At 57.6% G+C, this 21,074-nt stretch carries 24 protein-coding genes, 1 other RNA gene and 2 pseudogenes; 17 read left to right on the forward strand and 10 right to left on the reverse strand.

The window, feature by feature from the left end; genetic code table 11:
• The first annotated feature begins 22 nt into the window (after nucleotides 1-22).
• Nucleotides 23-1,615, forward strand: a complete 1,593-nt coding sequence (locus VE23_RS00770; RefSeq protein ID WP_049867076.1) for a DEAD/DEAH box helicase — start codon at nucleotides 23-25, stop codon at nucleotides 1,613-1,615.
• 229 nt (nucleotides 1,616-1,844) lie between these two features.
• Here VE23_RS00770 and VE23_RS25560 read toward each other — a convergent pair whose 3' ends face one another.
• A complete protein-coding gene (locus VE23_RS25560; RefSeq protein ID WP_021880148.1) occupies nucleotides 1,845-1,979 on the reverse strand; it encodes a hypothetical protein in 135 nt (44 codons plus the stop codon).
• Between the two features lie 166 nt (nucleotides 1,980-2,145).
• On the opposite strand from VE23_RS25560, the gene VE23_RS00775 reads away from it, so the two are divergent.
• The 3 genes and pseudogenes from VE23_RS00775 to VE23_RS00780 form a co-directional block, all read left to right on the forward strand.
• Nucleotides 2,146-2,919: a YesL family protein gene (locus VE23_RS00775; protein WP_048744924.1), complete on the forward strand. Its 774-nt coding sequence runs from the start codon at nucleotides 2,146-2,148 to the stop codon at nucleotides 2,917-2,919.
• Nucleotides 2,920-2,976: 57 nt separating this feature from the next.
• Nucleotides 2,977-3,161: non-coding RNA, 6S RNA (gene ssrS, locus VE23_RS25410), on the forward strand.
• An 89-nt stretch (nucleotides 3,162-3,250) separates the two neighbouring features.
• Nucleotides 3,251-3,541: pseudogene (locus VE23_RS00780) on the forward strand (DUF1499 domain-containing protein); the annotation flags it as partial.
• A gap of 29 nt (nucleotides 3,542-3,570) precedes the next feature.
• On the opposite strand, the pseudogene VE23_RS27800 reads toward VE23_RS00780, so the two are convergent.
• Nucleotides 3,571-3,609: pseudogene (locus tag VE23_RS27800) on the reverse strand (hypothetical protein).
• A 95-nt stretch (nucleotides 3,610-3,704) separates the two neighbouring features.
• Complete coding sequence (gene tpx / locus VE23_RS00785) at nucleotides 3,705-4,217, reverse strand: thiol peroxidase (protein ID WP_048744925.1); 513 nt, start codon at nucleotides 4,215-4,217, stop codon at nucleotides 3,705-3,707.
• A gap of 100 nt (nucleotides 4,218-4,317) precedes the next feature.
• Between tpx and VE23_RS00790 the strand changes: the two genes are divergently transcribed.
• Nucleotides 4,318-4,947: a rhomboid family intramembrane serine protease gene (locus tag VE23_RS00790; protein ID WP_021880152.1), complete on the forward strand. Its 630-nt coding sequence runs from the start codon at nucleotides 4,318-4,320 to the stop codon at nucleotides 4,945-4,947.
• 97 nt (nucleotides 4,948-5,044) lie between these two features.
• Here VE23_RS00790 and VE23_RS00795 read toward each other — a convergent pair whose 3' ends face one another.
• Entirely contained in the window at nucleotides 5,045-5,728 is a 684-nt protein-coding gene (locus tag VE23_RS00795) for a zinc metallopeptidase (protein ID WP_021880153.1), read from the reverse strand.
• Between the two features lie 33 nt (nucleotides 5,729-5,761).
• The gene (locus VE23_RS00800; RefSeq protein WP_021880154.1) at nucleotides 5,762-6,199 is read right to left on the reverse strand and encodes a helix-turn-helix domain-containing protein; all 438 of its coding nucleotides are present in this window, start codon (nucleotides 6,197-6,199) and stop codon (nucleotides 5,762-5,764) included.
• A gap of 403 nt (nucleotides 6,200-6,602) precedes the next feature.
• Between VE23_RS00800 and VE23_RS00805 the strand changes: the two genes are divergently transcribed.
• From VE23_RS00805 to VE23_RS00815, 3 genes are read left to right on the forward strand one after another with little or no spacing between them, the layout of a single operon-like run.
• Nucleotides 6,603-7,958: an ammonium transporter gene (locus VE23_RS00805; RefSeq protein WP_049867077.1), complete on the forward strand. Its 1,356-nt coding sequence runs from the start codon at nucleotides 6,603-6,605 to the stop codon at nucleotides 7,956-7,958.
• A gap of 45 nt (nucleotides 7,959-8,003) precedes the next feature.
• Complete coding sequence (locus tag VE23_RS00810) at nucleotides 8,004-9,074, forward strand: DUF294 nucleotidyltransferase-like domain-containing protein (RefSeq protein ID WP_021880156.1); 1,071 nt, start codon at nucleotides 8,004-8,006, stop codon at nucleotides 9,072-9,074.
• A 21-nt stretch (nucleotides 9,075-9,095) separates the two neighbouring features.
• A complete protein-coding gene (locus tag VE23_RS00815) occupies nucleotides 9,096-9,830 on the forward strand; it encodes an exonuclease domain-containing protein (RefSeq protein WP_048744926.1) in 735 nt (244 codons plus the stop codon).
• Here the strand turns inward: VE23_RS00815 and VE23_RS00820 are convergent.
• Nucleotides 9,804-10,268, reverse strand: coding sequence for a Mov34/MPN/PAD-1 family protein (locus tag VE23_RS00820; RefSeq protein WP_048744927.1), 465 nt, complete (start codon nucleotides 10,266-10,268; stop codon nucleotides 9,804-9,806). The two genes, VE23_RS00815 and VE23_RS00820, sit on opposite strands and share 27 nt — an antisense overlap.
• Nucleotides 10,269-10,383: 115 nt before the next feature.
• Between VE23_RS00820 and VE23_RS00825 the strand changes: the two genes are divergently transcribed.
• Nucleotides 10,384-10,938 carry a TlpA family protein disulfide reductase gene (locus VE23_RS00825; protein WP_049867078.1) on the forward strand — a complete coding sequence of 185 codons (555 nt, stop codon included), beginning with the start codon at nucleotides 10,384-10,386 and terminating at the stop codon, nucleotides 10,936-10,938.
• A gap of 162 nt (nucleotides 10,939-11,100) precedes the next feature.
• Here the strand turns inward: VE23_RS00825 and cimA are convergent, their stop codons facing one another.
• Nucleotides 11,101-12,717 carry a citramalate synthase gene (cimA, locus tag VE23_RS00830; RefSeq protein WP_049867079.1) on the reverse strand — a complete coding sequence of 539 codons (1,617 nt, stop codon included), beginning with the start codon at nucleotides 12,715-12,717 and terminating at the stop codon, nucleotides 11,101-11,103.
• A 311-nt stretch (nucleotides 12,718-13,028) separates the two neighbouring features.
• On the opposite strand from cimA, the gene VE23_RS00835 reads away from it, so the two are divergent.
• From VE23_RS00835 to VE23_RS00845, 3 genes are all read left to right on the forward strand, one after another.
• Nucleotides 13,029-14,309 (forward strand): DNA polymerase IV, encoded by a 1,281-nt coding sequence (locus VE23_RS00835; RefSeq protein ID WP_049867080.1) that lies wholly within the window; start codon nucleotides 13,029-13,031, stop codon nucleotides 14,307-14,309.
• An 89-nt stretch (nucleotides 14,310-14,398) separates the two neighbouring features.
• Nucleotides 14,399-14,635: a ferredoxin gene (locus VE23_RS00840; RefSeq protein WP_021880162.1), complete on the forward strand. Its 237-nt coding sequence runs from the start codon at nucleotides 14,399-14,401 to the stop codon at nucleotides 14,633-14,635.
• 125 nt (nucleotides 14,636-14,760) lie between these two features.
• Entirely contained in the window at nucleotides 14,761-16,215 is a 1,455-nt protein-coding gene (locus VE23_RS00845; protein WP_049867081.1) for a L,D-transpeptidase, read from the forward strand.
• Nucleotides 16,216-16,270: 55 nt separating this feature from the next.
• Here VE23_RS00845 and VE23_RS26880 read toward each other — a convergent pair whose 3' ends face one another.
• Nucleotides 16,271-16,408, reverse strand: coding sequence for a hypothetical protein (locus VE23_RS26880; protein ID WP_021881892.1), 138 nt, complete (start codon nucleotides 16,406-16,408; stop codon nucleotides 16,271-16,273).
• A 359-nt stretch (nucleotides 16,409-16,767) separates the two neighbouring features.
• Here VE23_RS26880 and VE23_RS00850 point away from each other — a divergent pair, with 359 nt between their 5' ends.
• The 5 genes from VE23_RS00850 to VE23_RS00865 all read left to right on the forward strand — a co-directional run bounded on the left by VE23_RS00850 (nucleotide 16,768) and on the right by VE23_RS00865 (nucleotide 20,361).
• Nucleotides 16,768-17,865, forward strand: a complete 1,098-nt coding sequence (locus VE23_RS00850) for a quinone-dependent dihydroorotate dehydrogenase (RefSeq protein ID WP_127507675.1) — start codon at nucleotides 16,768-16,770, stop codon at nucleotides 17,863-17,865.
• 19 nt (nucleotides 17,866-17,884) lie between these two features.
• A complete protein-coding gene (locus tag VE23_RS00855) occupies nucleotides 17,885-18,694 on the forward strand; it encodes a GTP pyrophosphokinase (RefSeq protein ID WP_048746106.1) in 810 nt (269 codons plus the stop codon).
• Between the two features lie 165 nt (nucleotides 18,695-18,859).
• On the forward strand, nucleotides 18,860-19,639 hold the full coding sequence (locus VE23_RS00860; protein ID WP_049867083.1) for a pseudouridine synthase: 780 nt from the start codon (nucleotides 18,860-18,862) through the stop codon (nucleotides 19,637-19,639).
• 277 nt (nucleotides 19,640-19,916) lie between these two features.
• On the forward strand, nucleotides 19,917-20,060 hold the full coding sequence (locus VE23_RS26255) for a hypothetical protein (RefSeq protein WP_021881895.1): 144 nt from the start codon (nucleotides 19,917-19,919) through the stop codon (nucleotides 20,058-20,060).
• Complete coding sequence (locus tag VE23_RS00865; RefSeq protein WP_021881896.1) at nucleotides 20,023-20,361, forward strand: CD3324 family protein; 339 nt, start codon at nucleotides 20,023-20,025, stop codon at nucleotides 20,359-20,361. Before VE23_RS26255 ends, VE23_RS00865 begins: the two co-directional genes overlap by 38 nt.
• Before the next feature lie 112 nt (nucleotides 20,362-20,473).
• Here VE23_RS00865 and VE23_RS27220 read toward each other — a convergent pair whose 3' ends face one another.
• Entirely contained in the window at nucleotides 20,474-20,584 is a 111-nt protein-coding gene (locus tag VE23_RS27220; protein WP_083688350.1) for a YjcZ family sporulation protein, read from the reverse strand.
• Nucleotides 20,585-20,715: 131 nt separating this feature from the next.
• A partial coding sequence (locus VE23_RS26885; protein ID WP_198156119.1) for a hypothetical protein occupies nucleotides 20,716-21,074 on the reverse strand: 359 nt, incomplete at its 5' end.

The following is a 21,074-nucleotide window of genomic DNA, read 5'->3' on the forward strand; positions in this document are numbered from 1 at the left end:
AGAGAAGGAGTTTGGATAAGATTTGAAAACATTTGCTGAATTTGGCCTCGACCCTAAGGTGTTGCAGGCAATTACAGAGCTTGGGTTCGAGGAATCCACGCCTATTCAAGACAAGTCCATTCCGATCGCGATGAGCGGCAGCGATATGATTGGCCAAGCACAGACCGGTACAGGCAAGACGGCGGCGTTCGGTATTCCGCTGATCAACAAGATTCCATCCAGCGAAGAACGCATCGTGGCCCTGATCATGACGCCGACCCGCGAGCTGGCCATCCAGGTTGCCGAAGAAATCGGCAAGCTTTCCCGCTTCAAGGGAACCCGTTCCCTTCCGATCTACGGCGGTCAGGAAATCGGACGCCAGATCCGCGCTCTGAAGAAGCGCCCGCAAATCATTATCGGTACTCCAGGACGTCTTCTTGACCATATCAACCGCAAGACGATCAAGCTGGACGATGTCCAGACCGTCGTTCTCGACGAAGCGGATGAAATGCTGGACATGGGCTTCATGGAAGACATCACGTCGATTTTGAGCCTCGTGCCGGAAGAACGCCAGACGATGCTCTTCTCCGCGACGATGCCTCCGAACATCCAGCGTCTTGCCCAGCAATTCCTCAAAAATCCGGAGCATGTTTCCGTTATTCCGAAACAAGTCAGCGCTCCGCTGATCGCCCAGGCTTACATCGAAGTTCACGAGCGCCAGAAATTCGACGCCTTGAGCCGCCTGCTCGATATGGAAAGCCCTGAGCTCGCCATCATTTTCGGACGCACGAAGCGCCGGGTAGACGAGCTGAGCGAAGCTCTCCAGAAGCGCGGCTACTCCGCGGACGGACTGCACGGCGACCTGTCCCAGAACCAGCGCGACAACGTCATGCGCAAGTTCCGCGACGGCAGCATCGATGTCCTCGTGGCGACGGACGTTGCGGCACGCGGTCTCGACGTATCGGGCGTAACGCATGTCATCAACTTCGACCTTCCGCAGGATCCGGAGAGCTACGTTCACCGGATCGGCCGTACCGGCCGTGCAGGCAAGGAAGGAACGGCATGGAGCTTCGTGACGCCGCGCGAGACGGATCACCTTCACTTCATCGAGAAGGTTACCCGCCAGCGCATCACGAAGAAGCCTGTTCCTAGCCTGGCAGAGGCAATCGAAGGCAAGCAGCGCATTACAGCCGAGCGTATCCTTGAAATCGCGCAAAGCGAAAGCTTCCAGGAATACAAAGGCATTGCGATCCAGCTTCTGGAGCAGTACGATTCCGTCAATCTGCTCGCCTCGGCGATCAAGCTGATCACAGGCGAGAAGAAGGATGTCAACGTCGAGCTTACGCCTGAAGATCCGATCCGCGCCAAAAAGCGTCGTCCGGATGTTCGCTCCAACGGCCGCCGGTTCTCCGGCAGCGGTTATGGCGGCGGCAACCGCAGCGGCAGCGGAAGCTCCGGCGGCAGCGGTCCTCGCGGACGCAGCAGCTACGGCAGCGGCGGCGGCAGCAGCTACGGCGGCAACCGCAGCAGCAGCCGTGACGGCTACAAGCCAAGAACGGAAGGCGGCCGCGGTTATGAAGGCCGCAGCTACGAAAACCGCAGCAGCAGCGAAACGCGCCGGCCGACGGAAGGCTGATTTTCAAAACCAAAGCCGGGAAATCCCAATGCGGATTTCCCGGCTTTTTTAATTCGACTTTCATAAGCGAACGCCCGCGGCCAACAAGGCTGCGGACGTTCGTTTTTATTTCATCTACTTCATTTCGATGCCCCATGTTTGCCCTGATTCCATTCCGTGATGGATGCCGGCAGCGGTCCCTGCTTGAAGGCAAGGATTCCCGTAGTCCGCAGCGGCAGCCCGCTGCGGATTAGTACCAGAATGCGCGAGAGATGATGACAAGCAGAATGAACAGGACGAGAATCGCGCCGATGCCGTAACCGCCGAAGCCGTAACCGCCGCAACCGCCGTATCCGCCTCCGAATCCTCCGTAAGCTGCGCCCATGTGAAGCACCTCCTGTATGGTTGATGGGGTGAAGATGATACAAATTATTCCGGTACGGCTGCCATGGGAAGGACGTTAGCCCTCCTGTCAAAAAGTTGGGCTTATGGGCTCGGCTGAGTTATAATGGAAAAGCAGATGTTCAAGCTTGCTTCTAGGGGGTCCGCTTATGGAAATGAGAGGAATTATGGGAGGGTTCTACCGCATCTCGGAATGGATCATGAGGCTTGCGGTGACGAATATTCTCTGGATCGTATGTTCGCTGCCTTTCGCGTTTTTTGTATTCACGGCATTTTTGTCGACCGGCCTGGAAGAAAATGCGATGAGCATGTTCTACTGGTGGCTGGTCATGGGATTGGCCGTAGCTCCTTTCACGCTATTCCCGGCTACATCCGCCATGTTCGGAGTCGCCCGCAAATGGGTGATGGGGGATCTTGACGTTCCTCTCTTCCGGACCTACTTCCGCCATTACAAAGAAAATTACCTTCAAAGCATGATCGGCGGAATCGTGTATGCGCTCGTATTGGGCATCATGATTGTGGATTTCAAGTATTTCCAAGGCAATTCGAGCCTTCAGCTGGTGTCCTATGTCTTTCTGGGCCTGATTCTGCTGCTCGGGATCTCGCTCTTCAACTTCTTCTCCATGGTCGTCCACTACCATATGAAGACGTTCCAGCTGCTCAAGAACGCGCTGCTCATCACGATCGGAAGGCCGCTCCGCTCGTTCTCGACGGCAATTGTAAGCGGATTTATCATCTATATCAGCTTTTCCACAAAGCTGACATGGCTGATTCCATTTTTCATGGGCAGCATCATCGCTTATTTCGCATTCTGGAACTTTTACCTGACGTACCAGAAAATCCAGGCTCAGACGGAAGCGAGGAACAAGGAAGCCGAAGAAGATGCCCTGGAAGCCGAGCTGAGCGAGGATACCAAGAAATAACGGCCTTTTTAAGCCTCGGCGATTTTACTTTTGTTTCGACAAAGCTTATAATAGCTATACATCCTGCGGTGCTCGTTATGGCTTAACGTGTTTTGAACCAATGGCTGTTTCACGGGAGTTCAACATCGGCGGGCGGCTGACATGCCTTCATTTTATGGAGGATCTCAAAACCCTTCCTGAGGACACCCACCTGCGAGAGCGGGTTCAGAAACAAGCAAGCCAGACGGCACTGCGGGACTATAATTTTAGAGTTCTTCCATGACTCTGACTGCTGTCAGGGCCTTTTTTTTGCAGGGGTATACATATAGATGCCGGAGGGGGAGACCATCACTTGCTGAAACGTACGTTTATCGGACTGCTCCGCAGCTTCGAACAAACAGGCGACAAGGCCAAGGATCCGCAGCTCAAATCCCATTATTACAAGCTATCGAAGGACAAAGCCTGGGAAGAAGTATTGTCCACGCTCAAGAAGATGCAAGGATACAAAGTTCTTCATGACGTGCAATCCGTCGGGGAGATCGTGCTTGAAAAGAGAACGGTTACAGGCAGGACGATGGATATCACGGTGTCGGTCATCGGGGTCGGACCGGTAACATCGGCGGTGGATATTTATTCGGCTTCCCGCGGATCCCTTGGGGATCTGGGAGCCAATTACCGCATTATCCTGGACATTTACCGTACGCTCGACAAGAAGCTGTCCGCCTTCAAGACGACTCAGGCTTGAATATAAAAAAAGCGAGCGAAGGAGTTCATCCTTGCTCGCTTTTCTCTATCGCGGAAGCGGCCTATTGCAAGGCGCGAACCGCTTCGACGGCTGCTTCGTAGTTCGGATGCTCGGTCATTTCGCCAAGAACCTCGACGTATTGGATCGTGTTGTCGGCGTCCAGGACGAAGATCGAGCGCATGTCGAGAGCGAATTCCTTGATCAGGACGCCGTAAGCTTGCCCGAACTCGTTGCCTTTGTAATCGGACAGCAGGGTCACTTGATCGATGCCTGCCGCTCCGCACCAGCGGGCTTGGGCGAAGGGAAGATCGGCGCTGACGGTCAGCACGGCCACGTTGCTGCCTAGCTTGGCGGCTTCTTCGTTGAAGCGGCGGGTCTGGGCGTCGCATACGCCCGTATCGATGGAGGGAACGACGCTGATAAGCTTGATCTTGCCGGCATAATCGGCGAGGGATACATTTTCGACGAGAGATTTGTTCAGGGAAAAGTCCGGCGCTTTATCGCCCTTTTTGAGCTCAGGACCAACGAGCGTGATCGGATTTCCTTTGAAAGCCGCTTGACGTTCTTGTGCCATGGGGAATTCCTCCTTCAACAATGCTTGGGATAGGAAATGCTAGACCATTATAATCGTTCGCTAACCGTGTTGTCCAATCGGCTAAGGAGGAGACGCCTTAATGATATTCCTGCGCTACGAAAGCTTCCGGGGCTACTTGAAGGCCTATCCGGTCACATCGGTGCTGATCGCGCTCAATATCCTCATGTACATCGCCCAGATGGCAAGCGGAGGGTTAAACACCGGAACGCTGACCAGCCGTTTTTTATTTTTTCAAAGCCCGCTGGACCCTTACGGTCTTGAAGAGCCGTGGCGCTATGTGACGTCGATGTTCGTCCACGGGGGACTGCAGCATCTGCTGTTCAACATGTTCGCCCTGCTCGTGTTCGCCCCTCCGCTGGAGAGGCTGCTCGGTTCCGTCAGGTACCTGATCCTGTACCTGCTCAGCGGCGTTGCAGGCAACCTGATCGGCGCGGTCATCGTAACGGGCACCCAGCTGTCGCTGGGCGCTTCCGGGGCTATCTACGGCGTGTACGGGGCCTACCTGTTCATCGCGCTGCTGCGCAAGGGAATGATGGACAAAAGCTCCGAGCAGACGGTGTACATCATTCTGCTGTTCGGGGTCGTCTATTCCGTCATCAATGTCGGCGTCGATCTGTGGGCGCATGTAGGCGGGGCAATCGGCGGCTTCCTCCTGTACGGACTGATGGACAAGAGGGAAAGATACCGCAAGGACCGCTATCGGCGGTAGCAGGGGAGCATGGCATGCGGAAGCTCCCTGATGGGCATGAGCAGACACAAAAGGCGTCCCAGAATATCTGGGACGCCTTTTCGCATGCCGATGAAGGCTACTCGCGGTTCGAGGAGGTGAAGATCATGATGTACTTCACAAGCTCCAGCAAGGAAATCAGCGCTGCAGCCACATACGTGAGCGCGGCTGCGTTGAGGACCTTGGCGACGCCGCGCTCTTCTTCGTTGCTGATGAATCCTTCGGATACCATCAGCTCGCGCGCGCGGCTGCTGGCATTGAACTCGACGGGCAGCGTAATCAGCTGGAATGCGACCGCTACCGAGAAGAATACGATGCCGGCGCCGATAAGGCCCGTGGCGGAGAACAGGAAGCCTGCGATCAACAGAAACGGCGCGATGCCGGAAGCGAAGTTCACGACCGGGAAGATCCGGTGGCGCAGAACCAGCATCGGGTAGCTCTGCTTGTGCTGAATGGCATGGCCGACTTCGTGGCAGGCGACGGAGATGGCCGATATGGAGCTTTCGTAGTACACCGGCTCCGACAGCCTGACGACGCGATGAATCGGGTCGTAGTGGTCGCTGAGGCGTCCTGGGACCGGTTCGATCGGCACATCGTGGAGGCCGTTGGCATCCAGCATGCGCCTGGCGGCCTCGTAGCCTGTCATGCCGCTCATGGCAGGAACTTCAGCCCAGCGGTTGAATGTGCCCTTGACCCGGAACTGAGCCCAGATCGAGAGGCCGAAGGCGATCAGAATCAAGAAGTCCATCGGATGAAAAAACATAGTATCCCTCCATGCTGCATGGTTTGCGTTGGCCTACATGAAATTGCCTTTGTTCAGAATCAGCATCAGCGCCTCGATGCAGGCGGCCGTCTGCGGAATCAGCCGGTTGAAAGCCTGGTTGGCCTGCTTGGGCTTGAGATTCTGGATAACGGGCTCAAGCTCTTTCACTTCACGCTCGAGCTGGCTGAGATGAAGCTGCAGATCACTCAGCTTCTGCGTGACTTGGGACACGGACGAGACTTTGTTCCAGCTGTCCAGCGCCTGCTTGATTTCATCCAACGTATATTTGTCTTTCTTCATTTGTTCTATACGCTTCAGCCGTTCCAAGGTTTCAATGCTGTAGAGCCGATAATTCCCCTCGGAACGCGTCTCGGGGCTGATCAGGCCCAGCTTCGTATAATAATCGATTGTCCGCGCGCTGACGCTGGCCTGGCGGGACAATTCTCCGATTTTCAGCAGGTTCTCGTTCATTCTCCTCCACCATCCTTATAAACCCTAACGCTCTCTATTAAAAACTATGATAATCGCTAACGAACGATGCCGTCAAACAAACGGACTCCAAACGGTCCATATTTTAATGGAAGCGATTGCAGGTAACCTGACATGACCGGCCGACCATCCAATCGCGGTCCATGGAGACGACGCGAAAAGAACCCGACAGGCTTCATGAATTACGAAAGGCCCAAGACGGATGGCTTGGATCGGAGGCCAAACCGGTTAAAAAACTTAACATTCGTTACGATTAGATAAGGGAATGTCGGATATCCTTTGCGTTTTTATTGGATTGTATATTGTCAAAGCAGGTACTTCTGACTATAATGGCATTAAGTCTTTCAAAACGTGTTAGAGAACATTACATTAGGGAGTGGTCGTTGTGGTCAAAAAAAGCTTGATATCTCTCGTTGCCTTGCTGGTCCTGTTCCCGGCAATGGCATTCGCGGAAGATCCTTCCGCCGGAACGCTCAACATGGGACTTAACGCCCTCTGGGTCATGCTGGCCGCCATCCTAGTCTTGCTCATGCAAGGCGGATTCATCCTTCTGGAAACCGGGTCGACCCGCATGAAGAATGCCGGGCATGTCGCCGGCAAGACGATCTTTACCGTAGGCCTTTGTTCCCTGATCTACTGGGCCGTAGGGTACGGCATCGCATTCGGCGGCGAAGGCAACTCGTTCATAGGATGGGGAGACTTCTTCTTGAACCCGGCCAAAGCCTCCGTTGACAACGGCCTTCCAACGACAATCTTCTTCATGTTCCAGCTTGCGTTCGCGGCTGTATCGCTTTCCATCGCATGGGGCGGCTTCGCGGAACGCGCCAAGCTCTCCGTCTACTTGATCTTCACGGTTCTGTTCACAGCCCTCATCTATCCCGTTATCTCCCACTGGATCTGGGGCGGCGGCTTCCTTGCCAAGGACGGCGCGCAGGACTTCGCCGGCTCGACCGTCGTCCACTTGACGGGCGCGTTGGCCGCATTCGCGGGCACCGTGCTGCTGAAGCCTCGCATCGGCAAATTCAACAAAGACGGCTCGGCCAACGAAATTCTCGGCCATAACCAAGTGTTCACGGCTTTGTCCGTCTTAATCCTCTGGGTCGGCTGGTTCGGCTTCAACGCCGGCAGCACGGTTGCTATCGGCGACGGATTCTTCGGTTACGTCGCGTTCAACACCCAGCTCGGAGCGGCTGGCGGCGCTGTCGCAGCCCTGCTCATCTCCTGGGCGGTCATGGGCAAGGCCGACATCGGCACGACGCTGAACGGAGCTCTCGCGGGCCTCGTCGCCATCACCGCTTCCTGTGCCTTTGTCGATCCTTGGGCCGCTGTCGTGATCGGCCTCGTCGCCGGCGTCCTCGTCTTCTTCAGCGCCCGTTTCTTCGAGAAGATCAAAGTCGACGATCCGATCTTCGCGATGTCCGTTCACGGCGCCGCCGGCATCTGGGGCACGCTCGCCAACGGCATTTTCGCCACGCAGGAGCTGGCAGACAAAGTCGCGGTAGGCCGCGGAGGCCTCATCGACACCGGTTCTTGGCATCAGCTGTGGGTTCAGCTTGAATCGGTCGTCATCTGCGGCGCTTACGTTCTCGTCGTCAGCTTCGTGCTCCTCGGCATCATGAAGTTCGTCATGGGACTTCGGGTTACGGAAGAGCAGGAGATCGCCGGCCTTGATCTCAGCGAGCACGGCAACTACGGCTATCCGGAGCAGCTGAAGAAAGCAAGCCAGAATATCCAAGCTTGATCCCCGGCTTCATGGTATGCTGATAGCAAGAGGGGAGAGAGCCGAATGACGGATTTGGGATGGCAGCAGCTGCTGCAAAGCATAAGCAATGCGGACAATGCCGCAGGCTTGCGCCGAATCCGCGAATCTGTCCATGATATCATGATCAGCCGGCTGCCTCAGCAACAAACGGAACCATTCTACGGCGAGCTCAACGATGTGCATGATGCCATGGTCAGGCGCTGCATCTGGCTCGCGCAAAAGGAACTGGCACGGCTCGGGAAAGGCAATCCCCCCGTGCCTTTTGCGTATCTTTTGTTCGGCAGCGGGGGCAGGATGGAGCAGACCCTGCTCAGCGATCAGGATAGCGGGATGATCTACGCGGATCCGCAAAACGAGGCGGATGCCGTTCATTGCAGGGACTATTTCGAGCTATTGGGAAAAGAGACGGTCCAGTTGCTGTTGATGGCGGGATACCCTCTGTGCGAGGGCAATGTGCTGAGCAGCAATCCGGACTGGTGCAGCTCCGCCTCGGTATGGAAGGCTCGGCTGGGGGAATGGTTCAGGGAGCCCGCATGGGAAGCGGTCAGGTACCTGCTGATCGTCGCGGACAGTCGCTGCGTGTACGGCAGCGCCGAGCTCCATGCCGACATGATGAGCCATTTCTACGGAGATATCCTCAGTTCACCGCTGATCGTGAGAAGGATGCTGGACAATACGATGAAGCACAAGGTGCTGCTCAACGTGTTCGGCCAGCTGCTCAAGGAGCAGTACGGAGCGGATGCGGGCAGTCTGGATATCAAGTACGGGGCTTATATTCCGATGGTTAACGCCGTAAGGATGCTCGCCATTGAAGCCAATCTTCGCGAGACTTCCACCCTCGGACGGATCCGGCTTCTGGAGCAGGCGGGCGTCGTCACCGCCGAAGACGCCAGGGAGTGGATGCAGACGTTCCGCTTGTTCATGAGGCTTCGCATGATGACGACGGAAAAGCTCGAGGGAGGACAGTTCTCCACGAACGGGAAGCTGTCTGCCCGGAAGCTGAGCAAAGAAATGGCTGAAGAACTGAAAAGCGGCCTCAAGCTCGGGAAAAAGCTGCAGCGGCGTGTGTACAGGCACACGATGGGCAGGCTTTGACAAGAGCGGAGGGAGGTTGGAATGAAGGAAACCAAAGGCGTGAACCGGATGTGGCAGCTGTACAAGATGGGCGGCGTTACGCCGGCCATCGCCTCCATGCTCGGCGCGCAGAATGCGCAGCAGATGGCTTTCATGCGTTCGATGAACAAGGATCTGCGCAAGCAGGCTATGCTCGATACTCCTTTCGAGGAGATGGAGACGATCGTTTTCGATCTGGAGACGACGGGCTTCTACCCTTATAACGGAGACGAAATCATCAGCTTCGGGGCTTTGCTGCTCAAGGGCGGGGCTGTGCAGGAGGATAAGTTCTTCTACAGCCTGGTCAATCCGAAACGAAAGGTTCCTCTCCACATTACCGAGCTGACCGGCATCACGAGCGGAATGGTCGAAGAGGCTCCGGATCTCCTCGATGTCCTGCACAGCTTCATGGAATTTTGCGGCAGAAGGCTGCTCATCGCGCATGGAAGCGGCCATGACAAGCAGTTCCTCAATGCCGCTCTCTGGCGGACCTCGAAGGTGAACCTGTCGCATCGGGTGCTGGATACGATGATGGTCGCCAAGTGGCTGAACCCCGGCAGGGAAGCCTACGGGCTCGACGAGCTGCTGGAAGAGGAAGGCATTCCGGTCACCCAGCGGCATCACGCGCTCGAGGACTGCAGGATGCAGGCCCAGCTATGGCTCAAATACCTGGACAGAATCCGCTCCCGGAACATCAAGACGCTCGGCGATCTATACGCGTACCTCAGCCAGCACTAGCTTGCGGAGTCCAGCTCGGGACGGCCTGAACGCCGCGATCTCCGGCCGGTCTCTATCCATCAGCGAAACGATCCACATGACGAGCCCTCCGGCGATGCCGGAGGGCTCGTCCGCGTCGGAACGAGTCCACATGGGATGGGACCTGTCCAGGTCGGACGGGAATGCGGGAGTGCGCGGATGGGAATGATAGATGCCGGCAGCATCCAATCCTTCCCGGCGCAGGCGATAGAAGAGCGCAACCCATTGCTCCGGTCCGAAGGCGTAGCGGGTCCCGGAGTCGGCATGGCCGTTCGGTACGGGCAGGACGGCCGTTACGATCCGCAGAGGATCGTCCAGCCGGCACGCGGCGATGCCGCAGCATTCTTCAAGTGGAGAAGCCAGGCAGCTCCGAAGCATGGCTTCAAGGGCATCCGGCGTAATCCGCGCGATGGAGGACATGATGATCACCTCTCGGTTCGTGTGTCGCTGGCTCATGCGCCAAGTTGAGCGCCAAGTCCATTCATGATAACATGACGGTACTAATGTCTAACAGAGAATGAAGGTAGGTCGCGCTATGAAACGGACAGGCATCATCATCGTATTGGCTTGCGCCGCGGCTTTGCTCGGAGGCTGGATGTGGAAGAGCGGTTCACTCGCCTCTCTGACGACCTCGGGCGAACCGGCTTCCAAGCCGAAGGCCGGTTATGAGGCTCCCGCATTCACGCTGCCGGGTTTGGACGAGCGTCCTTATTCCGTCGGCGGACCGCGGGACAAGCCGGTTTTGATTAATTTCTGGGCTTCCTGGTGCGGTCCTTGCGACATGGAAGCGCCGGATCTTCAAGCCTTGTATGAAAAATACGGCGACAGAATCGATTTCTACGGCATCAATGCGACCAGCTACGACCGTGAACGCGACGCGCGCAAGTTCGTCGACGAGAAGAAGCTGACCTTCCCGATTCCGATGGACCGCGATGGAGAGGTCGCCAAGCTGTACAAAGTAAACAATTTTCCGACTTCGCTGCTGATCGGTCCGGACGGCAAAGTGCTGGAGCGGATACCGGGCGTCATCCCCCGCGAGGAATGGGAGAAGAAGCTGTCCGGCCTGGTTGCAGGCGGAGGAGCCTCCTGACGTTCTAAAGGCTGTTCTCATGAACGCGCCGGTCAGCGGGCAGGAAGGCGTTTGGCGGCAAGAAAGGATTGGAGGGATTGCACAGCAAAAGCCCGGCCAGATGGCCGGGCTTTTGCTGTCTGCTGCAAGAGGTGGAAAGAGCGGCCGGTATTCAGGCCAAACTCAGTGGTTGATGACGCCTTGGCGGGGCGAATTGTCTTCGCCGACGGCCGGCTCGACCTTGGTCATGCCGAGAAGAGCGTAGCGCAGGCTGTCCAGCAGGGCTTCCCAGCTTGCTTCAATGACGTTGCCGGATACGCCGACCGTATTCCAGCTGCTCGTGAAGTCGCTGGATTCGATCAGGACGCGGACCTTGGCTGCGGTCGTGTCCTTCTCGTCGAGCACGCGGACCTTGTAGTCGGCGAGATGAATGTCGTTGATGCGCGGGAAGAACGGCAGCAGAGCCTTGCGGAGCGCATTGTCGAGCGCGTTGACTGGACCGTTGCCCTCGGCGGCGGTGTAGACGGACTCGCTGCCGACCCGCAGCTTCACGATGGCTTCGGTGACCATCCCGTGGGCTGTTTTTTCCAGCAGAATCTTGAAGGAATCGACCGTGAAAATTTCGTCCAGGCCGCCGAAAGCATCGCGAAGCAGCAGCTCCATGCTCGCCTCCGCGCCTTCGAACTGATAGCCCTGATGCTCCAGATCCTTGATCCGGTCGATGATGGATTTCGTTTTCTCGTTGTTCGCGCTGACATCCAATCCCATCTCCTGGGCTTTGGAGATGACGTTGCTTTGGCCGGCGAGCTCCGAGACGAGAATGCGCTGCTTGTTGCCGACGAGCTCGGGAGAGATATGCTCGTACGTCTTGGAGTCCTTCAGAATCGCAGAGACGTGGATGCCTCCCTTATGGGCAAAGGCGGCATTGCCGACATAAGGCTGCCCTACAGGCATGCTGACGTTGGCGATCTCGCTGATATAACGCGCCGTAGGAGTCAGCAGCTTCAGATTCGCTTCTTCGATGCAGGCGTAGCCGAGCTTGAGCTGCAGATTCGGGATGATGCTGCAAAGATTGGCGTTGCCGCAGCGCTCGCCGTAACCATTGATCGTGCCCTGAACCTGGAGCGCCCCTGCCTGTACGGCGGCCAGCGTATTGGCCACGGCCAGCTCGCAGTCGTTATGGGTGTGGATGCCGAGCGGGGCTCTCAGCTCCGAGGCGATGCGGGAGACGATGCCGCCGACTTCTCCTGGAAGCGTGCCGCCGTTGGTGTCGCACATGACGAGCCAGTCTGCTCCGGCTTCCTGGGCCGTCCTCAGGACGGCAAGGGCGTACTCCGGGTTGTTCTTGTAGCCGTCGAAGAAATGCTCCGCGTCGAAGATGGCTTCAAGACCTCTCTGCTTCAGGAAGGCGATGGAATCATGGATCATGGAGAGATTCTCCTCCAGCGTCGTGCCAAGCGCGGTGTGGACGTGGAAATCCCAGGATTTCCCGACGAGAGTCGCGGCCTGAACGCCTGATTCAGCGATCCGAAGCAAGCCGGCATCCTGAGCGGCGACGGCATTTTTGCGGCGCGTGCTTCCGAACGCCGTGATTTTCGCGAGAAGTCCGAGTTTTTGCACCCGCTGGAAAAACTCGATGTCCTTGCTGTTGCTTCCAGGATTGCCGCCTTCGATATAATGAACCCCCAGCTCGTCCAGCTTGCGGGCGATTTTGAGCTTGTCGTCGGCGGACAGGCTGATGCCTTCCCCCTGGGTCCCGTCGCGCAGGGTGGTGTCAAAGATGGAGATGGCTTGGTTCATACCGGAAGTGCCCCCTTTAATGTCTTAACCCAGCAATGTGTGAAAGCATTCGACTCTATAATGCTCTATTATATCACCTTGCCATGTCAGGATAGAAGTGAAGATGCATAATTTTCGCTCTTTTGGCTGGCGTCAGGATGAAAAGAACCGAATTTGGCGGCGAGAAGAGGCTTTTCGGCCTCCGATAGGTTCATATGGGCATAAAGCAGATTCCAGGCGGATGAAGGGCAGAAGCTTGCAATGCCCCCCGTTTGTTGACCATGACGGCAGGCAGGGGTATGCTGGATGAACAATGGGGAGGAGGAGGAAGGATGGGCAAGAAAGAGACCGGCGGCGCGAGAAAAGGCCGGATCATTTTGCATTTGGACATGAACGCTTTTTACTGCTCGGTCCATGAAGCCGAAGAGCCCGAGCGGTACGCGGGCAAGCCTACGGCCGTAGCCGGCAGCGTCGAGCTTCGCAAGGGAGTCATCGTCACCTGCTCCTACCCCGCGCGCGCGAAAGGCGTTCGCACCGGGATGACGGTCCGGGAAGGCCTGAAGCGATGTCCGGAGCTTGTGCTCATCCAGCCTGATTTCAACCTCTACAGACGCTACTCCCGAGGGTTTATGGAGATCGCGTCCGCTTACACCCCTCTGATGGAGACCGTATCCATCGATGAATGTTATCTGGATATTACTGGCTCAGGCATGTTCGGCAGTCCCGTCGAAATCGCCCAATCCATCCAGGAAAGAATTCGGATGGAATGGTCGATTCCCTGCTCGGTCGGCATCGGGCCGAACAAGCTTCTCGCTAAAATGGCATCCGATATGAAGAAGCCGTCCGGATTGACGATTTTGCGCATACGCGATGTTCCGAGACTTCTTTGGCACAAACCCTGCGACGCGTTGTTCGGCGTCGGCCGCAAAACCGCCGACAAGCTGCGGAAGCTGAACATCGCGACGATCGGCGACCTTGCGGCAGCCGACGAATCGCTGCTGACTTCCCAGTTCGGCGTATACGGCGCCCATATGAAGGAAGCGGCCAACGGAATCGACCGCTCGCCGGTGCGGGAGACGAGGGAAGCGAGCAAGTCTGTCGGCCATACGACGACGCTTCCGGAGAATGTGACGCGGCGGGAAGACGTGCACCGGGTGCTGCTCAACCTGGCCGATCAGACCGCCCGCAGGATGAGACGGAAGGGATTCCTCGCGGGAGGCGTGCAGATCACCGTCCGCTTCCCGGATATGACGACGCTCACACGCTCCCGCGCGCTCGATAAGCCGATCGAGGATGCGGGCGTCATCCACCGCGAAGCCTGCAAGCTGTTCGATGAGCATTGGAAGGAAGTCGTGCCGATCCGCCTGCTCGGCATCACCCTTCACAGCCTGCATCCCAAGGAAACGGCCGCGGTGCAGCTCGATCTGTTCGATTACGAAAGCGAGCCGCGCCGGGAGGCATTGACCAAGGCGATGGACGCCATGCGGGATAAATATGGAGAGGGTGCCGTGCTGACAGCCGGCATGCTCGGCGACGACCCTTCGACGCTCATCCGCAACCGTCGGATTAGGGGTACATCCTTGCAAATTGATGATGATTTTGTTATAAATTGATGTGTAAAGTCAGACTTACGACAGGGAATCATACACTTGCCTGGTCAAGGGAATGCTGATGATGCATGACACATAGAGGAGGGAATACCATGTCTAAATATACTTGGGTTGACAAAGACACCTGCATCGCATGCGGAGCTTGCGGCGCAACGGCCCCGGATATCTACGATTATGATGATGAGGGACTGGCCGAGACGATCTACGACAAGGACGGCAACACCGGCACGAAGGCGATTCCTGAGAATCTGTACGAAGATCTGCAGGACGCTGCGGACGGCTGCCCGACGGATTCCATTCAAATCGCGGACGAACCGTTCAATATGTAAATTTTTCATGAACTTATCATGCCTGCTCCCGGCTGCCGGGAGCAGGTTTTTTTGTTTCGGACGCCGAACAATATGGTCTTCGGCAGCCGATATAGGTTGAATAGGAACGGGAAGGGGGCGGCGGGATGGACAGCGGTGGAAGCGCAGAGCCTAATGAGGGCGGCGGTACCGGAATCGAGGAGCTGAAGGCATACGTCAAGTCGCATCCAGGCAACAGGCTTGCATGGTTCTTTCTCGGCAAAGCCTACGGAAGGCAAGGAATGGATGCCAAAGCCAATTATTGCTACCTCAAGTCCGGCAGCGTGTACGAAGCGTTCGAAAACGAAGCCCATCCGCTGACGCTCGGCTCGGGACCGCTGCATGCCATGCTCGAAACCTGGGATCGGGACAGGAGGCGCAAAAAGGGAGCGGCAAGGATTGCGCTCGCAATCCTCGCCGCGTTCATGCTGGCATCCGCAGCGGCCGCCCCGGGCGTGCCGACGCAGCTGTCCCAGACCGTCAGCCTGCCTGAAGGAAGCAAGGCTGGAGAAGCGCTGCCTGCGGCATCAGCGGCATCCAAGGACGGCATGAGGCGAACCGTTGTCTGGGTGGACAGCGATCAGACGGGAACTGCCGCTGCGGCAGCGATCGGGGCTCTGGAAAGCGATGACGCCCTTCCATCCTCAGCGGCGTTCACGCTGTCACGATCCGGAGGCTACTACCGGTGGCAGGCGGGGGCCAAGGGAGTGCTGGAAGCTTCGCGCTCCGACGGCAAGGGATCTTACGCCGTGCAAACGGCCGGCATTGAGGACTGCGCATGCGAAAGCGGCTTGTCGGAGGCGGCGGACCGCCGGATCCGGGAGGAGACTCTTTTTCAGGAGCAGGCCTGGTCGACGATCAGCGGCATCAGGCAATTCAAGCGGCTCAACGGGAAATGGCCGGTCTCAGCCGAACAGCTTGCAGGGGATTATCCGCACAACATCCTCCCCGGACTCCCTGACGAGGCGGAGGAGCATTTTCCCGAGTGGCTGCGGCAGGCTCGCCAAGTCGGGGCGGGCGCTCCGGCGAGCGGAGGCGCTGGCGGAGCGGCGCAGCCGGCGGCCGGAAAGGCTTCCGGCAAGGAAGGCGTCCTGCAGGAGGCGATGACGGCGACGCTGAAGATCGTCGTCGACCCCCATTCGAGACAGCTTGCGCTCATGAGCGGCGCCGTCGTTGTCCGCGCCTATCCGGTAGGCGTCGGCGGCGGCAAGACTCCGCGCGGCAGCTTCGCCATATCGGAGAAGGTGCGCAACCCGAACGGAAGCTCCAAAGGTCCGTTCGGAAGCAGGGGCATGACGCTCTCGGACACTCGGTATGCCATTCATGGCACGGACGAGCCGGACTCGATCGGAACCGATCGATCGCTCGGCTGCATCCGCATGGCGAAGGCTGATCTGGAGGAGCTGTACGATCTTGTGCCGCTCGGAACGGAAGTGGCGATCGGCGACGGCAAGCTGGCTTTCCTCCAGCAGCAAGGGGAAGCTGAACGCGAAAAAGGCCGCTACAAGGTGCGGCCGAGTTCCCGGGAAGAAAATCCGGACAAGGTATACGACTGGCTGTAGGGCTTGGGCTGATCGGCTGAAAATCAAAGGCTGATCGGCTGACGATCAGCGCCGATCAGCTGAAGATCAGAAGCAGGATCATGACGATGGCGAAAACGGCGAAGATGGAGGCGGCGACAATGATGGCCTTGCGGTTCGGCTGCTCGCTCGCCGGAGCCTTTCTAGTCGGAGGCTTGCGTTTGGCTGTGCTCATGCTTATCGACCTCTCCTGAAGGATGATGGCAGTGCTTGTACGGTTATTGTAATCGCTTGCCGGAGAAATGGGCAAGCCCTTCATCCATTCGGCAAGGCCGATTCAGCGTATGTCTCCATACGGGAGGATTTTTCTGGTGGAGAAAAAAAGAAAAAGAACCCGCAGAATTAATGCAAGCGCTCCCCGAACGACCGGCGCCCTTTTCTTTTGCTGCTGAACAAGATAAACTGAAAGGCAGAGCCTTTTTTGCCGTGCAGGACTGAATCCGTACGGCCGACATCTCTACATACCTACGCAAACGTCCGCCGCCACACAGGACGGCGAAGCCGTTTTGCTTGAACGGAAACGGAGTGGACTTCTTGCTGTACCAATACTTTGCCAAGCCGTTTTTTTTCCGGCTTGATCCGGAAAAAGCGCATCATTTGGTCATTGACGGCCTTCATCAAGCTTCCCGTGTGCCGGGCATGACCGCCTTATTGCGCGGCATGTACGGCGTGCCGGGATATCCCGAGCTCAGCATGGATCTTCTGGGGCTCTCCTTCGCGCATCCTGTAGGCCTGGCCGCGGGACTGGACAAAAACGCAAAGTCCGTGGAAGGCTTCTCCAGCGTCGGCTTCGGGTTCATGGAAGTCGGCACCGTGACGCCGCTCCCCCAGCCTGGCAACGAGCTGCCGAGGCTGTTCCGGCTTCCGGCCGACGAAGCGCTGATCAACCGGATGGGCTTCAACAACGACGGTGCCGCCGCCATGGCCGGGAGGCTCGGCAGCCTCAACGCCAGGCCGATTCCCGTATTCGTGAACATCGGCAAAAACAAGGCGACTCCGAACGAGCTCGCCCATGAGGATTACCGGCGCTGCGTCAAGGAGCTGTTCGCATACGGCGATCTATTCGTCGTCAATATCAGTTCTCCCAATACGCCGGACCTCAGGGCGCTTCAGCTTGGAGACGAGCTGAAGACGCTTCTCCAGGCCGTGAAGGAAGAGATGGCCATGCAGGCGGCCAAGCATGGATCGGCGCCGAAGCCGGTGCTGGTCAAGCTGGCGCCGGACATGACGCCGGAGCAGCTTGCGTTCTCGGTCGATACGATCGCTGCGAGCGGAGTGGAGGGCATCATCGCCACGAATACGACGCTGTCCCGCGACGGACTCACCCATGCCAACGCCTCGCAGGCCGGAGGCATGAGCGGCCGTCCGCTGCGCGAGAGATCGACGGAAGTTGTGGCCGCCATCTACAAGCAGACCGGCGGGAAGCTGCCGATCATCGGATCCGGCGGCATCTTCACGGCGGAGGATGCGTATGCCAAAATCAGAGCGGGCGCATCGCTCGTGGAGATTTACACCTCGATGATCTACAAGGGTCCGGGGATCGTGAAAGAAATCGCGTCAGGTCTCAGGGAGCTGCTGCTCCGCGATGGGCACTCCCATCTGCGCGAGGCTATCGGCGCCGATCATCACTGACAAGACAGGAGGCGGACGGATGGACGGCCGGGATTGGAACCAATTTCTGCAGCCTTATGAACAAGCGGTAGAGGAAATGAAAGTGAAATTCAAAACGCTGCGGACCGAGCTCAAAGCCCGGGAATCCTATGCGCCCATCGAATTCGTGACCGGCAGGGTGAAGAAAATATCCAGCATCCTGGATAAAGCCCGCCGCTTGAACGTGCCGATGGACCAGCTGGAGACGGGCATCGAGGACATCGCAGGCATCCGCATCATGTGCCAGTTCGTCGACGACATCCTGCGGGTCGCTGCAATCATCCGCTCCAGGCAGGACCTGAAGCTGGTCTACGAGAAGGATTACGTCACCAACTTCAAGGACAGCGGCTACCGCAGCTATCACATGATCGTCGAGTATCCGGTGCAGACGGCGATCGGCTTCAAGAAAGTGCTTGCCGAGATTCAGATTCGAACGCTGGCGATGAATTTCTGGGCGACGATCGAGCATTCGCTCAACTACAAGTACAAGCAAAGCCTGCCGGAGGAAGTGAAGCTGAGGCTGCGCAAGGCATCTGAAGCGGCATTCAACCTCGACACGGAGATGTCGAGCATCCGGCATGAAATTCTGGAAGCGCAGATCGGCTTCGAGGAAGGCTCCAACATCGTCAACAAAGTGCTCAGCGATATCCAGGACCTGTATTTCTACAGGCGGGTGCGCGAGGCGGTGCAATTCCAGCTCAAGTTCAACGAGCTGTGGGAGCAGGGAGACACGTTCGAGCTCAAGCAGCTCGCGCAGGAGATCCAGTACTCTCTCCACAAGGCGAGAAAGGGCGGAAGCCCAACCGATTAAAAACGGTCCCGGCTTCTTGCCGATGGATAGTTCATCTGCGCTTGCCCGATACGGGCAAGCCTCGACGCACGGCAAAGCGGGACGATGTTGTCCCGCTTTTGGCATTTTCAACTGAATTCAGAGAAACCCTCGAGGAATAGATGGAATCGAAAGGAATGATGGCTGATGGTCAAAAGAATTCGACTCGACAAGCTGCTCTCATCGATGGGATACGGCTCCAGAGCCGAAATCCGAAGAATCGTCAGGACAGGGATCGTGACCGTGGACGGCTCGGTCGAGAAGGACAGCGGCCGCATCGTGGATCCCGGCGCCGAGCAGGTCCGGTACGATGGAGAGCTTGTGGAGTACCGGGACAAGATCTATCTCGTGATGAACAAGCCGCCTGGAGTCATATCGGCGACAGAGGATTCCCGGGACCGGACGGTGATCGATCTGCTGGATCCCCGGGACCGTGTGCTGGAGCCGTTTCCGGTCGGAAGGCTGGACAAGGATACCGAAGGGCTGCTGCTGCTGACGAACGACGGACAGCTTGCGCATGACCTGCTGTCCCCGCGCAAGCATGTGCCGAAAACGTACTATGCGCTTGTGGAAGGCGACACGCCCGTAGGCGAGAACGACCGGGAGCAGTTCGCCAAGGGAGTTACGCTTGAAGACGGGTATACGACCCTGCCGGCAGAGCTGGCCATCGAAGGCATAGCCGAGCCGGAGGCGGGCGGGAGCACCGGCGTGACGACCCGGGTCCGGCTGACGATCCACGAGGGCAAGTTTCATCAGGTGAAGCGTATGTTTTTATCCACAGGGCGGAAGGTCACCTATTTGCAGCGCGTATCCATGGGCTCCCTCGTGCTTGACGGCACTCTTGGCCCGGGAGAATATCGCGAGCTTACCGCGGCCGAGCTTGAAGGGCTGAGAAACGCTTCATCCAATGAGGACGGTAAAGATTGATTATAGCTGTGTTGAAACTTGTATGCGGCTTCAGGATATGAGTAAATGAGGTTGTCGGACCGACACATCCTCTACTGGAAGGAGGCTGATACAAATGGATCAGGCATACGAGGTGGTCTCCGCCTAAGGCGGAGATGATGCCAAAAAGGGAGGCCCTAACCAGGCCTCCCTCGTTATTTTTTCGGCAAGGAAGGATTACGCAAGCAGACAGCGAATACGATTAAACAGAACTGTTGCGACAGCAACAGTCAACATTTTGAAAGGAGGCGCAGCAAATATGAAAATCATGAACATGATTTCCGTTGCTGTAAGGCAAAAAGGCATTCTTGCCGCTAGTCGTCGTTTGGTCGTCAAGGGTTACGCAATTGAGGAGGTAGGGAACCTTGAATTACAAAAATGGAAAAGACGTGCTTCCCCCTAGTTTGCTGCAGGAGCTGCAGAAATACATCAACGGGGAATTGATTTACATTCCGAAGCAGCAGGAAAGGCGCGCTGCATGGGGAGAGCTCAGCGGCTCCCGCAAGATGATTCAGCGCCGCAACGAAGACATTTACCGGCATTACCTGCGTGGCCTGACCTTGGCGGACCTGGAGAAGAAATTCCATCTATCCGTCGAGAGCCTGCGAAAGATCGTGGTCAAGATGAGAGCAGCCGGCGTCCGCCTGGAGACAGCGGCAGGTTCCTCGGCCTTGAGGCCGGAAGGAACCGGCGTCCATTCCTGATCATGGCAGCCGTGAAGCCGCTTGTCCTGGCATCCAATCAAAAAGAACCGCCACTCCAAAATAGGAGGGCGGTTCTTTTTGATTGGATGGGGCGACTGCGCAGCAGCTTGATCTATACCAAGAAAACTTGGGATACGATGACGAGCAGGATGAACAAAACCAGAATGATAGCCGTGCTTGTGTAACCTGCGCCAACGCCCGGGCCATAACCTGCACCTGACATGTGGTTCCCTCCTCTGCGGTTCCGGCAGCGATGCTGCTCTGTACGATAACCTATGCCCGCCGGGCGGATGTGACTAGACATTCGCCCGGATGAGGGAATAAATGGGCAGGAGCCCGCTTGGAGAAGGGGAATCAGCGTCCGCCGCGCCGGCCTGGGCCGGAACTGCCCGGCTTGCCGCCGCGGCGTGCGGAGCCCGAGCTGCCGGAGGAGCCGCGGGTACCGCTGGAGGAGCCGCGCCCTGCGCCGGAAGCTCCGCGGCTGCCTTGGCTGCCGCCCGAAGCTCCGCGTCCTGCGCCGGCAGCACCGCGGCGATTGCCGCGGCCGGTGCCGGAATCGCCGCTGCCCTCCGGATTGAAGCCATGGCCAGGGAATGCCGGCCGTCCGGATGCTCCGGCAGACCTACCTTGAGCCGGACCGCGTCCGCGGGCCGATGGGCGGGCGGATGAAGCGGACTCGTCGGTCCAGCTGCGAGCCGGCTTGGCTCCTGACG

Origin of the sequence: Paenibacillus sp. D9, assembly GCF_001188365.1 — a bacterium.
In the GTDB taxonomy this organism is placed as follows: domain Bacteria; phylum Bacillota; class Bacilli; order Paenibacillales; family Paenibacillaceae; genus Paenibacillus_O; species Paenibacillus_O humicus.